Origin of the sequence: Serratia sp. CY82433 (assembly GCF_052166535.1) — a bacterium.
Classification (GTDB): domain Bacteria; phylum Pseudomonadota; class Gammaproteobacteria; order Enterobacterales; family Enterobacteriaceae; genus Serratia; species Serratia sarumanii.
In genome coordinates, this window is the sequence record NZ_JBJNOR010000001.1 from 1,250,342 (window position 1) to 1,263,297 (window position 12,956).

At 62.4% G+C, this 12,956-nt stretch carries 13 protein-coding genes; 8 read left to right on the forward strand and 5 right to left on the reverse strand.

Annotation, left to right across the window (positions count from 1 at the left end; genetic code table 11):
• Positions 1–307: 307 nt before the first annotated feature.
• The 4 genes from ACJ8PI_RS06245 to ACJ8PI_RS06260 all read left to right on the forward strand — a co-directional run bounded on the left by ACJ8PI_RS06245 (position 308) and on the right by ACJ8PI_RS06260 (position 4,264).
• Entirely contained in the window at positions 308–1,678 is a 1,371-nt protein-coding gene (locus tag ACJ8PI_RS06245) for an APC family permease (RefSeq protein ID WP_033646354.1), read from the forward strand.
• Positions 1,679–1,769: 91 nt separating this feature from the next.
• Positions 1,770–2,663, forward strand: coding sequence for an aromatic amino acid DMT transporter YddG (yddG, locus tag ACJ8PI_RS06250; protein WP_048321490.1), 894 nt, complete (start codon positions 1,770–1,772; stop codon positions 2,661–2,663).
• A gap of 73 nt (positions 2,664–2,736) precedes the next feature.
• Positions 2,737–3,009 carry a hypothetical protein gene (locus ACJ8PI_RS06255; RefSeq protein ID WP_004941292.1) on the forward strand — a complete coding sequence of 91 codons (273 nt, stop codon included), beginning with the start codon at positions 2,737–2,739 and terminating at the stop codon, positions 3,007–3,009.
• Positions 3,010–3,382: 373 nt separating this feature from the next.
• A complete protein-coding gene (locus ACJ8PI_RS06260; protein WP_164134152.1) occupies positions 3,383–4,264 on the forward strand; it encodes a nucleoside-specific channel-forming protein Tsx in 882 nt (293 codons plus the stop codon).
• A 53-nt stretch (positions 4,265–4,317) separates the two neighbouring features.
• Here the strand turns inward: ACJ8PI_RS06260 and ACJ8PI_RS06265 are convergent, their stop codons facing one another.
• The gene (locus tag ACJ8PI_RS06265; protein ID WP_025160261.1) at positions 4,318–4,497 is read right to left on the reverse strand and encodes a hypothetical protein; all 180 of its coding nucleotides are present in this window, start codon (positions 4,495–4,497) and stop codon (positions 4,318–4,320) included.
• Between the two features lie 442 nt (positions 4,498–4,939).
• On the opposite strand from ACJ8PI_RS06265, the gene ACJ8PI_RS06270 reads away from it, so the two are divergent.
• Both ACJ8PI_RS06270 and ACJ8PI_RS06275 read left to right on the forward strand, forming a co-directional pair.
• A complete protein-coding gene (locus tag ACJ8PI_RS06270) occupies positions 4,940–5,425 on the forward strand; it encodes an anti-virulence regulator CigR family protein (protein WP_060427691.1) in 486 nt (161 codons plus the stop codon).
• 114 nt (positions 5,426–5,539) lie between these two features.
• Complete coding sequence (locus tag ACJ8PI_RS06275) at positions 5,540–6,070, forward strand: chorismate mutase (protein ID WP_164134153.1); 531 nt, start codon at positions 5,540–5,542, stop codon at positions 6,068–6,070.
• A gap of 3 nt (positions 6,071–6,073) precedes the next feature.
• Here ACJ8PI_RS06275 and ACJ8PI_RS06280 read toward each other — a convergent pair whose 3' ends face one another.
• The 4 genes from ACJ8PI_RS06280 to hutC all read right to left on the reverse strand — a co-directional run bounded on the left by ACJ8PI_RS06280 (position 6,074) and on the right by hutC (position 10,791).
• Entirely contained in the window at positions 6,074–7,609 is a 1,536-nt protein-coding gene (locus ACJ8PI_RS06280; RefSeq protein ID WP_164134154.1) for a serine hydrolase domain-containing protein, read from the reverse strand.
• 245 nt (positions 7,610–7,854) lie between these two features.
• The gene (gene hutG / locus ACJ8PI_RS06285) at positions 7,855–8,658 is read right to left on the reverse strand and encodes an N-formylglutamate deformylase (protein ID WP_164134155.1); all 804 of its coding nucleotides are present in this window, start codon (positions 8,656–8,658) and stop codon (positions 7,855–7,857) included.
• Positions 8,655–9,878 (reverse strand): imidazolonepropionase, encoded by a 1,224-nt coding sequence (gene hutI, locus ACJ8PI_RS06290; protein WP_033646347.1) that lies wholly within the window; start codon positions 9,876–9,878, stop codon positions 8,655–8,657. Before hutI ends, hutG begins: the two co-directional genes overlap by 4 nt.
• A 157-nt stretch (positions 9,879–10,035) precedes the next feature.
• Positions 10,036–10,791, reverse strand: a complete 756-nt coding sequence (gene hutC, locus ACJ8PI_RS06295) for a histidine utilization repressor (protein WP_049196246.1) — start codon at positions 10,789–10,791, stop codon at positions 10,036–10,038.
• A 180-nt stretch (positions 10,792–10,971) separates the two neighbouring features.
• Between hutC and ACJ8PI_RS06300 the strand changes: the two genes are divergently transcribed.
• Positions 10,972–12,342, forward strand: coding sequence for a formimidoylglutamate deiminase (locus ACJ8PI_RS06300; protein ID WP_164134156.1), 1,371 nt, complete (start codon positions 10,972–10,974; stop codon positions 12,340–12,342).
• Positions 12,342–12,905 (forward strand): HutD/Ves family protein, encoded by a 564-nt coding sequence (locus ACJ8PI_RS06305; protein ID WP_033653888.1) that lies wholly within the window; start codon positions 12,342–12,344, stop codon positions 12,903–12,905. The genes ACJ8PI_RS06300 and ACJ8PI_RS06305 overlap by 1 nt, the downstream gene beginning before the upstream one ends.
• The last annotated feature ends 51 nt before the right edge of the window (positions 12,906–12,956 follow it).

Genomic DNA, 12,956 nt, shown 5'->3' on the forward strand with positions numbered 1-12,956 from the left:
CCCGCTCACCCTGCGACTACCGCGCGCGTCCGGCGCATTTCATCGGCTCTCCTGTGGCCGGTGAGGCTGCGCGCTGCGGTACTGAATTTCTTCTATCACGGCGTACAGGACGCCGACGAGGAAATAACCATGACTCAGTCATTCCCATGCGCAGACGTTTGCCTGTGCCGCAGTGCCTACGGGCCGGTCGCCGGCTGCCCGACAGTGACCTCAACCCGTTTTACCCGCCGCCTGAGCAGCAGTTTCCCCGCGGCCTCTCTGAATGACGTTGCACGGTTGACAGCAGAGGACCAAGAGGGGAAATGCCATGACGATTAAAGCCACCGACGGCGGCCCGGCGGGCAAACCGCAGCTGCGCAAATCCCTCAAGCTGTGGCAGGTGGTGATGATGGGCCTGGCCTATCTGACGCCGATGACGGTGTTCGATACCTTCGGCATCGTCTCCGGCCTCACCGACGGCCATGTGCCGACCTCCTATCTGCTGGCGCTGGCCGGCGTGCTGTTCACCGCCATCAGCTACGGCAAACTGGTGCGCCAGTTTCCTACCGCCGGCTCCGCCTACACCTATGCGCAGAAGGCGATCAACCCGCACGTCGGTTTTCTGGTGGGGTGGTCATCGCTGCTCGATTATCTGTTCCTGCCGATGATCAACACGCTGCTGGCGAAGATTTACCTGACCGCGCTGTTCCCGGAAGTGCCGCCCTGGGTGTGGGTGGTGGGCTTCGTTATCCTGATTACCGCCATCAACCTGAAAAGCGTCAATCTGGTGGCCAACTTCAATACCCTGTTCGTGCTGGCGCAGGTGGCGATCATTCTGGTGTTCATCTACCTGGTGGTGCGCGGCCTGCACAACGGCGAGGGGATGGGCACGGTGTGGAGCCTGCGGCCGTTCCTCAGTGAGAATGCGCACCTGCTGCCGATCATTACCGGCGCCACTATCCTGTGCTTCTCGTTCCTCGGCTTTGACGCGGTCACCACGCTGTGCGAAGAGACGCCCGACGCCGCCAAGGTGATCCCGCGCGCCATCTTCCTGACCGCGCTGTATGGCGGGGTGATCTTTATCAGCGTGTCGTTCTTCATCCAGCTGTTTTTCCCGACCATTCAGCGTTTCCACCAGCCCGATGCCGCGCTGCCGGAGATCGCGCTGTACGTCGGCGGCAAGCTGTTCCAGTCGATCTTCCTGTGCGTGACCTTTATCAACACGCTGGCCTCCGGTCTGGCGTCGCACGCCAGCGTGTCGCGCCTGCTGTACGTGATGGGGCGTGACAACGTGTTCCCGGAGAAATTCTTCGGCTACATTCACCCTAAATGGCGCACGCCAGCGCTGAACGTGCTGATGGTCGGGCTGGTGGCGCTGTCGGCGCTGTCGTTCGATCTGGTGACCGCCACGGCGCTGATCAACTTCGGCGCGCTGGTGGCCTTTACCTTCGTCAACCTGTCGGTGATCAGCCACTTCTTCATTCGCGAAGGGCGCAACAAAAGCTGGAAGGATCGCTTCAACTTCCTGTTCCTGCCGCTGGTGGGGGCGCTGACGGTGGGGGTGCTGTGGCTGAACCTGGAGAAGAGCTCGCTGACCATGGGGCTGATCTGGGCGACGCTGGGCTTCGGCTATTTGGCCTGGCTGACCCGGCGTTTTCGCCAGCCGCCGCCGCAGCTCGAGCGGCAGCCGCAGCAATAAACTCACAGGCGGGAATTTCCCGCCTTTCTTTTTGGCGCGTGCGGCAGTAGAGTGAAAAACCTGATAAAAAATAACCCATTGGACCCGCCTTATGCCCGCTTTACCCTCGCGTACCCGCGCCACGCTGTTCGGTTTGTTGGCCATTGTGCTGTGGAGCAGCGTCGTCGGCCTGATTCGCAGCGTCAGCGAAGGGCTGGGGCCGATCGGCGGCGCGGCGATGATCTACAGCGTCAGCGCGGCGTTTTTGCTGGTGGCGCTCGGCGTGCCGAAATGGCGCAGCTTTCCGCGGCCTTATCTCATCGTCGGCAGCCTGCTGTTCGTCAGCTACGAGATCTGCCTGTCGCTGTCGCTCGGCTACGCCAATACCCGCCTGCAGGCGATAGAAGTGGGCATGATCAACTACCTGTGGCCCTGTTTCACCGTGCTGATGGCGCTGGCGCTCAACGGCCAACAGGCGAAATGGTGGCTGCTGCCGGGGCTGCTGCTGTCGCTGTTCGGCATCGGCTGGATCATGAGCGGCGAGGGCGGCTGGTCACCGGCGCAGATGCTGGCCAACGTGCGCAGCAATCCGCTCAGCTACGGGCTGGCGTTCAGCGGCGCGGTGATCTGGGCGCTGTACTGCAACCTGACCAAGAAGATCGCCCAGGGCAGCAACGGTGTGGTGCTGTTCATTGTGCTGACCGCGCTGGCGCTGTGGCTTAAATATGCCTTCAGCGCGGAAAGCGGCATGCAGTTCAGCGCCGGCGTGATCGTGACGCTGCTGTGCGCCGGGGTGGCGATGGGGGCGGGGTATGCCGCCTGGAACGTCGGCATTCTGCACGGCAACATGACGCTGCTGGCGACCGTCTCTTATTTTACCCCGGTGCTGTCGGCGGTGTTCGCCGCGCTGGTGTTGCACACCTCGCTGACCGTCAATTTCTGGCAGGGTGTGGCGATGGTCACTCTCGGCTCGCTGATCTGTTGGCGGGCAACCCGTGGAAATTAACGGAAATTATCCGCCGTCGGCGCAATGTTGAACTAGAATTTAACTAGCCATGTTGCCTGAAGGAACGACGACGATGAGAAGCGACATTCAATTTATTCAACAACCCGAAATCGACGTGCATCACTACGAGCGCGGCGATACCGTGCGCCTGACCACGGCGAATTTGCGGCATGAATATCAGCTCGACGTTTATATTTTGCGCCGCGACGACAAGCTGATTTACGGCTCGGTCGTCGCGGCGGCGCCCAAGACCGATATCCCGGTCGCCAGCTGGGAGGTGAAAAACGGCGAAGAGGTGGCGTTCCGCCAGGAAAACATCGCCAAGGCGGTGCCGGCGGTGAACTGATTTCGCTTTGCGTATTTTTTGCTGATTTTGATGAAGGCCGACGTTTATACGTCGGCTTTTTCTTTGTCACCGCTCAATGGCGGGCAGGTGACGCCCTGATGACAGTTCGCTCAAAAACTGCGCTAAAAATCGATGTGCATGACAAAAATCACAGCTAATGTGAATTTGCATGAAACATAATTTGACAAATGTGAACGCAATCGATTACCTATTCGCGAAATGCGTAACTGGATCACAGATTCTTACAGTCAGTGGTTTCTATAATGCGCGCGTCATCCGAGTTTCTGTGTGAAGACAACGCCAGGTGTCGGCAGACTCATTGTCATTTTTTCTAAACGGGCAGGAAATGGCCCTTTAAGCATGTGGTAATAAAATGAAAAAAATAGCTCTCGCAGCAGGTGTACTGCTCGCAGCGTCTTACAGTGCATCATCAATGGCTGATAGCAAAGACAGTCAATATGTCTCCGACTGGTGGCACCAGAGCGTCAACGTGGTGGGCAGCTACCACACTCGCTTCGGGCCGCAGCTGAATAACGACGTGTATCTCGAATACGAAGCCTTCGCCAAGAAAGACTGGTTCGATTTCTACGGTTACGTTGACGTGCCGAAGTTCTTCGGCGTGGGCAATACCCCGGATCGCGGCATCTGGGACAAAGGTTCCCCGCTGTTTATGGAGATTGAACCGCGCTTCTCCATCGACAAGCTGACCGGCACCGATCTGAGCTTCGGTCCGTTCAAAGAGTGGTACTTCGCCAACAACTACATCTATGATCTGGGCCACAACGCCGACGGCCGTCAGAACACCTGGTACATGGGTCTGGGCACCGATATCGACACCGGCCTGCCGATGAGCCTGTCGATGAACATCTATGCCAAATACCAGTGGGAAAACTACCAGGCCGCCAACGAGAACAGCTGGGACGGTTACCGCTTCAAGGTGAAATACTTCGTGCCGCTGACCCAGGTGTGGGGCGGCAACCTGAGCTACATCGGCTTCACCAACTTCGACTTCGGTTCCGATCTGGGCAAGGACAGCCATTGGGTTGACGGCACCGGCAAACAGGTGCGCACCAGCAACTCGATCGCCTCCAGTCATATTTTGGCGCTGAACTACGATCACTGGCACTATTCTTTCGTGGCGCGTTACTTCCATAACGGCGGCCAGTGGCAGGATGGCGCGGATATCGCCACCCCGCAGGGCCCGATCAAGTCTACCGGTTGGGGTTATTACCTCGTGGTCGGCTATAACTTCTGATTTTCCGTGTTATCAGAAACAGAAAACCCCGCCTGGCGGGGTTTTTTTTGTCATCACTGGGCTTGTTCAACCGGGAGATGCTTCACCGGCATAAACAGCCTGCCTTTGATCACGTGACATTCATTATTTATCCAACTAATGATTTGTTCACGGCTGACGCCTTCAGACTGCGCGTAACGATGAAGATCGCCGTTAAAGTGGCGAGTGATGTATTCCATGAGGGTCATTTGCACGTCTTTTGCTCCTGAACGCCCACCCGTTGCCAGCCTGGCCACCGCGGGAGGTTGAGGTTTCTCAGACAGCGAATGTAAATTATTGGCAACCAAATCTCAACATAAAGCACCAGATTGGGGCGACCGCGGCGGGAAAAAGAATCCCGCACGGAGAGGCGGGAAGTGTTCGCTATTATCATTATGGATGATAAGAATAAGATTTGAGGTGCGACGAAAAAGAGCACGCTAACTCTTTTTTGTTACTCTCCCACGCTAGCGTAAGGCTTATTTTTCTTCAAGAAAAATCTGAGGTAAGTTTCGGAATTCTCGAGGCGTGTTGCGTTGAAACAAACTATTGGCGCGACTGCCGTCAAACCGCACCGTTATCTCGGAGTTTTCCTTGTACTGCGTCCGGAAAAGGCCCGCTATAGTCAACAGAGTCCCCCACGCAGGAATACACAACATGAACAAACGTCGTACGACCCTTACGGTGTTGGCACTGATCGCGTCGCTGGGGTTGTCATCCGCCCCGGCCCTGGCTGACAAAGGCGGCAATGGTAACGGCAACGGTAATGGCCATGGCAACAGCGGCAATCACGGTAATAGCGGTAACCATGGCAACAACGGCAACAAAGGTAATAAAGATAAAGGCGGCTATAGAAACGACGATAATCTGGTTTCCGTCAGCCTCTCGCGCGACCGCGCCCGTTCGCTGGCGCGCAACTACGGCCTGACCGGCTACAGCGCGCTGCCACCGGGCATCGCCAAGAATCTGGCGCGCGGTAAACCGCTGCCGCCGGGCATCGCCAAGAAAGTGGTGCCTTACTCGATGCTGCGCGATCTGCCGCAGTACCCGGGTTATGAGTGGCGTATCGCCGGCGACGATCTGGTGCTGGTCGCGCTCAGCACCGCGATTGTCGCCTCTGTGATCAACGGCGTGTTCGACTAAGGTTTGTCGAACGTTATCGGGCCTCGCTGTGGCGGGGCCTTTTTATTTGCCAGCGCGGGGCGGACGTGGTGAACTTTAGGCCTTACGTTTTCACTGCATCATAAGGGAGGCGCCATGTTCAGGGCGTTATTGATAGCCTGCTGTTTGACCAGTTTTCCCGCGTTGGCAGAGGGCGCCACCGCTATCGGCGAGCTGGTGAACCAACGGCTGTCGTTGATGAAGGACGTCGCCGGTTACAAGGCGCAGCGGCATTTGCCGATCGAAGACCTGGCGCAGGAGGCGAAGGTGTTGGCCAGCGCGCAGGCGGAGGCGGGGCGTTTGGGGTTGGAGCCGGCGTCGGTGCGGCCTTTTATCGCCGCGCAGATGGACGCCGCCAAGGCGATTCAGTACCGCTATCGCGCCGACTGGCTGGCGAACCCGGAACCCGGCTGGCAGCCGCGGCCGTTGGCGCAGGTGCGCCCGCAGATCGCACAGCTGAGCAGCCAGATATTGCAACGGCTGGCGGAGCGGCTGCGCGCCGGCCCGCTCGGCGAGGCGGATCGGGCGGCGTTTATGGCGTCCGTGGATCAGGCGAATCTCAGCGCCGCCGACAAACGGCGGCTGGCGGATGCGCTGCTGGCGGTCAAAACCGGCAGCGCACGCTGAGCGTCAGTCGCGGCCGACGGTGCTGCGGCGGAAGGTCAGCATCCGGCTGCGGTTGGCGATGAGATCCACGTTGTAACCGCGGAAATAGAGGCAAAAGCGTTTTAACCACGGGCCGTCCTGGCACTCCACCAGCATGCGGCCCTGGCCGAGCGGGCTGAGCGTCCCGGTCTGCGCCGCCGGGCCGACGCCGATATGCACCCGATCGCCGCGAATTTCAAAGGCGGTGCGATAGTGCGGGTGATACCACAGTCCCTGCACATGCTTCAGGCAGTCGCCGTTGGCCGTGACCGGCAGAAAACGGCGCGCCACATGCCCGACTTCGCCCTCGACCGCTTCGCCGGTCCACTTCAGTTTGATTGGCATATGGGCGGACAGCGACACCGCGTACCCGTCCTCGCCCTGATACAGCGGTTCATCGCTGCCCAGATAGGCCAGGTTGCCGTCTTTGACCTCCAGCCAGTGCGGTTCCGCCGGCGTGGCGTAAAGGCCGTCGGGGATCGCCATGCTGCGCTGCGGCAGTGGTTCACCCAGCAGCGCCGCCATCACCTGCAAAGCCATACCGAAACTGTCGCAGTCTTCGCGGTTGGCCACCAGCGCGACGCCGGCCTGGCGATCGGGCGCCAGCAGGAAATAGGTTTTGTAACCGGCGTGGGAGCCGCCGTGGCCGAGCAAGCGCCGGCGGCCCAGCGGGGTTTGCGCCAGCCCCAGGCCATAGGCGCTGAGCTGGCCCTGATTGAGGCGGCGCGGTGCGCCGAGTTGCGCCAGCACGCCCTGGCCGGGGCCTTCGTCGGCCAGCAGCGTCTGCAGCCAGCGGGTGAGGGCGTGGAGGCTGCCGGTCAGGCTGCCGGAGGCGGAAAGGTGCAGGCCGGCGCTGGCGTGTTGCCAGCCCTGCGGCGCTCGCCAGTAACCCGGCACCAACCCCGGCACCACGTCGAACCAGCTTTCCGGCGCCCGCATCTGCACCTGCAGCGGCCGGGCGATGTGCTGTTGCACCAGTGGGTCGAAATCATACCCCTTGCTGCGCAGCGCGGCCTCCAGCAGCCGATAGCCGGTATTGCTGTAGGCGACCTCGCTGCCGGCTTCGTAGTTCAATCTTTCCAACCCCTCGACAAACTGCATCACCGGCTGCGCCTCGCTGACGGCGTGCAGCGAGATGCCGAGCAGGCCGAGCGTTTCGCGCACGTCGGGCAGGCCGCCGGTCATGTCCAGCGCCTGGCCGACGGTGACGTCCGCCAGCGCGGGCTGCAGGGCGGGCAACAGGTCACCCAGGCGTTGCTCCAGCCGAATGGCGCGATCGGTGGCGTTCAGCGCCAGCGCGGCGAAGATGTGCTTGGTCACTGAGGCGTAGCGCACCACGCTGTCGGCGGTGAAGGGGGTATTCTGCGCCAGATCGGCCAGGCCGGCGCAGGCGGTGGCGCGGAGTTGTTCGGCGTCAAACAGGGTGATGGCGCCGCCGGGTTCGCCACGCCGTTGCCAGCCGGCCAGCAATTGTTCGGCGAGGGCGCCGGCAGCGCGCCAGTTTAACGGTGTTACAGACATAGGGCCTCCAGAGTGATGGTTCGAAACGGGCCAGCTCGGCCACACGCCGCCCGGCGCTGACGAGGAGCGCGGGCTTTTCGGCTGATTGTGGCGCAGTGCGTTTTTCGTCGGCCGCTGTTTTGTGCGCTGTTTAGACCAGTCGGTGGGGAATCACGCGAAACTTTGATATGGCGCGCAGAACGCGGCTGACGATGCGGTTAAAGGCAGGGGGAGAGACAGGCGCCCGGCGGCGCCTGCAAAGGGGATCAGTTGAGTCTGGCGGCGCCGTCCAACAGGCCTTCAATCATCTGCTTGAGCAGGCGCTGCAGCGAGGCGGCGCGCTGCGGTTCGAACGCGTAAGGATACTGTTCGGACATGTAGTTCACCTGCGCCAGCTCAAGCTGGATCGCATGCTGTTGCTGCTGCGGCTGGCCGTAGGCGCGGGTGATGTAACCGCCCTTGAAGCGGCCGTTCAGCACGTGGGTGTACTGCTGTTGCTGCTCGCAGCAGGCGACCAGCCGATCGCTCAGCGCCTGGGCGCAGCTTTCGCCGCCGTTGGTGCCGAGATTGAGATCCGGCAACTTGCCCTCGAACAGCCGCGGGATCACCGAGGCGATGGAGTGCGCGTCGAACAGCAGCGCATAGCCGTGCCGCGCTTTGAGGCGCGCCAGTTCGTCTTGCAGCTGCTGATGATAAGGTTGCCAAATTTGCTGCAGATAGCCGGCGCGCTCTGCGTCCGTCGGCGCTTTGCCCGGCAGGAAGCTTGGGCGGCCGTCGAACAGCACGTCGGGATACAGACCGGTGGTGGCGGTGGTGTACAGCGGCTTGTCGTCCGCCGGGCGGTTCAGATCGATGACGAAGCGCGAATAGTTGCCGACCAGCACGCTGGCGCCCATCGCCTGGGCGAACTCGTACAGCTGTGGTATGTGCCAGTCGGTATCGGGCAGCGGGCGGGCGTCGTCGGTCAGCCCGGCTTCGACCGCCGGCGTCAGTTGCGTGCCGGCGTGCGGGATGCTGATCAGCAGCGGCAGGCTGCCGGTCTGGAAGCTAAAAGGATCGCGAATGGTCATTGACGTACTTCTCCTCGGAAAATCACCGTACAGGGCAGCTGACCGCCCAACCAATAAGCCAGTTCCGCCGGCCGCGACAGCGGCCAGTGAACGAAGTCCGCCACCTTGCCGGTTTCCAGCGTGCCGTGGCTGTGTTGCAGCCCCAGCGCTTTGGCGGCGTGGGTGGTGACGCCCGCCAACGCTTCTTCCGGCGTCAGGCGGAACAGCGTGCAGGCCATGTTGATCATCAGGCGCAGCGACAGCGCCGGCGAGGTGCCGGGGTTGGCGTCGCTGGCGATCGCCATCGCCACCTGGTGCTTGCGGAACAGCTCCACCGGCGGGCACTGGGTTTCGCGCAGCAGGTAATAGGCGCCGGGCAGCAGCACCGCCACGGTGCCGGCATCGCCCATGGCGCGGGCATCTTGTTCGGTGGCGTATTCGAGATGGTCGGCGGATAGCGCGTGATGGCGTGCCGCCAGCGTGCTGCCGCCGAGGGCGGAGAGCTGCTCGGCGTGCAGCTTGACCGGCAAACCGGCGGCTTCGGCGGCGGCGAAGACCCGCTCCACCTGCGCCGGCGAGAACGCCAGATGTTCGCAGAAGGCGTCAACCGCATCCGCCAGGCCGGCTGCCGCCGCCTGCGGGATGATGGTGTCGCAGACCAGATTGATGTAGTCGTCGGCGCGGTTGGCGTATTCCGGCGGCAGCGCATGGGCCGCCAGACAGGTGGTTTTTACCTCGACCGGCAACAGCTCGCCCAACTTGCGCGCCACCCGCAGCATCTTCAGTTCGCTTTCCGGGCTGAGGCCGTAACCGGATTTGATCTCCACGCAGGTGACGCCTTCCGCCAGCAGCGGCCGCAGGCGGAACAGCGCCTGCTCCAGCAGCAGCGCTTCGTCGGCCGCGCGGGTGGCTTTCACCGTGGAAATGATGCCGCCGCCCTGCGCGGCGATCTCGGCGTAGCTCACGCCGTTCAGCCGCTGTTCGAACTCGCCGCTGCGATTGCCGCCGAACACCAGGTGCGTGTGGCAGTCAACAAAGCCGGGGGTGATGATGCCGCCGTCGAATTTCACCGTTTCGTCCGCGATCAGGCCGGACGGCAGCGCCGCATGTTCGCCAATCCAGACGATCTTGCCGTCGCGCACGGCGATCGCGCCGTCGGTCAGGGTGTGATACTTGCCGTCGCGCATGGTGACGATATCGGCGCCGTGCCACAGGCTGTCACAGTGAATCTCAGACGTCATTGCTTTCCTCCGCCGGAGCCGCAGCTCCCACATGGTTGTATATACAATTAAAAACAACCTAACGCATTCATCGGGATGTCACAAGGGGCGGGCGAAATTTTGTTATCAGGATGTGATCGATAGCGGAGATGCGGGCGCAGGGCGCGCCCGCCGGGGATCAGACTTCGCTGGTGAAGCGGCCGAACAGTTGATAACGGCTGCCGGGGTACAGCAGCCGGGCCGAGGTCACCACGGTTTTGCCGGACCAGGTGCGGCGATGGATCAGCAGGCCGGGTTCGTGGTCCTCCAGCTGCAGCAGCTCGCGCTCGCGCCGGGTGGGGATCACCGCTTCGACGATGTGTTCGCCGGCGGTCAGCGGCGCAGCCTGCGTCAGGTAGGTGTAAGGCGTGACGCGGTCGAAATCCTGCTTCAGGTAATCCGGCGCCACCTGCGGGTTGACGCAGCGGTCTTCCACCTGCACCGGCACATCGTTTTCGTAATGCACGATCTGCGAGTAGAACAGCCGTTGGCCGGGGTGAATGCCCAGCGCCGTCGCTTCTTCCTCGCTGGCCGCACGGGCCTTCAGCTCGAGGATCTTGCTGCTGTGGCGATGACCGCGCGCGGCGATCTCATCGGCGATGTTGTGCACTTCCAGCAGCGCGGTATGCGCCTTGGCTTCGGCGACGAAGGTGCCGACGCCCTGCATGCGGATCAAAAAGCCTTCGCTGGTCAGCTCGCGCAGCGCGCGGTTGATGGTCATGCGGCTGACGCCCAGTTCCGCCACCAGTTCACTTTCGGAGGGCACGCGCTGGTGCGGTTGCCAATGCCCCGCACGGATTTGATTCACGATCGCCTGTTTGACCCGTTGGTAGATCGGGGCGGGGGCATCGCTCATTGCAGCCGCCAGTTGTAACACGGTCTGTTGTTCAGCCACGACGTTAACCTCGTCAAATAAAAAAATAATAACACCAGTTTACTGTTGATGTCGGCGTATGTATATGTATATACAACTAGTGGCCGTCGCGCCAGAAACTTGCCGGCGGCCGCCAAAAATTCCCGAAGGCGCGCCATCGCCGCGCCTCATTCGCCGTTACACCAACAGTGGAATACTGCCATGCCTGCTTATTTTGCCCCACGCGCTTTGCTCCCTGAGGGCTGGGCGCATAACGTCCGGCTGGACGTCGATGCGCAAGGTTATCTGACTCAAGTTACCGCCGACGCTGAGCCGCAAGGCTGCACCCGGCTGCACGGCGACGCGGTGCCGGGCATGCCGAACCTGCACTCCCACGCTTTCCAGCGCGCGATGGCCGGGCTGGCGGAAGTGGCGGGCAACCCGCAGGACAGCTTCTGGACCTGGCGCGATCTGATGTACCGCCTGGTGCAGCGCCTGACGCCGGAGCAGGTGGAGGTAGTCGCCCGTCAACTGTATATCGAAATGCTCAAGGGCGGATACACCCAGGTGGCCGAATTCCATTATCTGCATCACGACGCCGACGGCAAGCCTTACGCCGATCGCGGTGAGATGACCGGCCGCCTCAGCGAGGCCGCGCATCAGGCCGGCATCGGCATGACGATGCTGCCGGTGCTGTACAGCTACGCCGGTTTCGGCGCGCAGCCGGCGCAGCCGGGGCAGAAACGTTTTATCCAGGATACCGAAAGCTATCTGCACCAGCAGCAGGTGATTGCCCGCCAGCTGGTGGATCGTCCGTTGCAGAATCAGGGGCTGTGCTTCCACTCGCTGCGTGCGGTGGAGCTGGGCCAGATGCAGCAGATTTTGGCCGCGTCGGATCGCACTTTGCCGGTGCATATTCACATCGCCGAGCAGCAAAAAGAGGTGAACGACTGCCTGGCGTGGAGCGGGCAGCGCCCGGTGGCCTGGCTGTATGACCATCTGCCGGTCGATCAGCGTTGGTGCCTGGTGCATGCCACCCATCTGGATCGCGACGAGCTGGAAGCGCTGGCGCGCAGCCGCGCGGTGGCCGGGCTGTGCCTGACCACCGAAGCCAACCTCGGCGACGGCATCTTCCCCGGCGACGCTTACCTGCAGCAGCAGGGGCGCTGGGGCATCGGTTCCGACAGCCACGTTTCGCTCAACGTGGTGGAAGAGCTGCGCTGGTTTGAATACGGCCAGCGGCTGCGCGATCAGCGCCGCAACCGTCTGACGACGCCGGAACAGTCGGCGGTGGGCGATGTGCTGTACCTGCAGGCGCTGCAGGGCGGCGCGCAGGCGTGCGGCGCGCCGATCGGCCGGTTGCAGAGCGGCTATCGCGCCGACTGGCTGGTGCTGGACGGCGACGATCCGTATCTGGCGGCGGCGTCGGACGCCTCGATCCTCAACCGCTGGCTGTTCGCCGGCGGTAAAGAGCAAATTCGCGACGTGTTCGTCGGCGGCCGGCAGGTGATCGAGCAGGGGCGGCACGCGCTACAGCAGCAGAGCAGCGCCGAGTTCCTGCAGGTGCTGAAAACCTTTCAGCAGGAGGCGTAATGAGCCTGACCCGTTTTAGCTTCGCCGCGCTGCCGGTCAGCCCGTGGCGCAACGGCGGTGGGGAAACCCGTGAAATCGTCAGTTGGCCGCCGGGCGCGCAGGATTTTGACTGGCGCGCCAGCATCGCCACCATCGCGCAGGACGGGCCGTTTTCCGCCTTTGCGGGCATCGATCGTTCGATCACGCTGCTGGAAGGCGACGGCGTGCGGCTGTTCAGCGCCGGGCATATCGACCATCAATTGGCGCGCGTCGGGGAGCCGTTCGCGTTCTCCGGCGACGTGGCGCTGGAAGCGACGCTGCTGGGCGGCGCCAGCCAGGATTTCAACATCATGACGCGCCGCGGCCGGCAGGCGGCCGAGGTGCGGCGCAGCACGGCGCCCGTCACCTTGCCACCCAACCGGGCGGGCGTGCTGTATGTGCTGAACGGGGTCTGGTCGCTGCCGGGGGGCGGCGAACTGCGGGCGCGCGAGGGCGTCTGGTGGGCGGCGCAGGCGGCGGGCGGCGAAGTGGCGCCGCTGACGGCCGACGGCGCTCTCCTGTGGGCGAACATCACAGCCTGCTAACGCAGAGTAGAGTCCTGCGCCCGGTTATGGGATTATTCACTTTTCCCCATT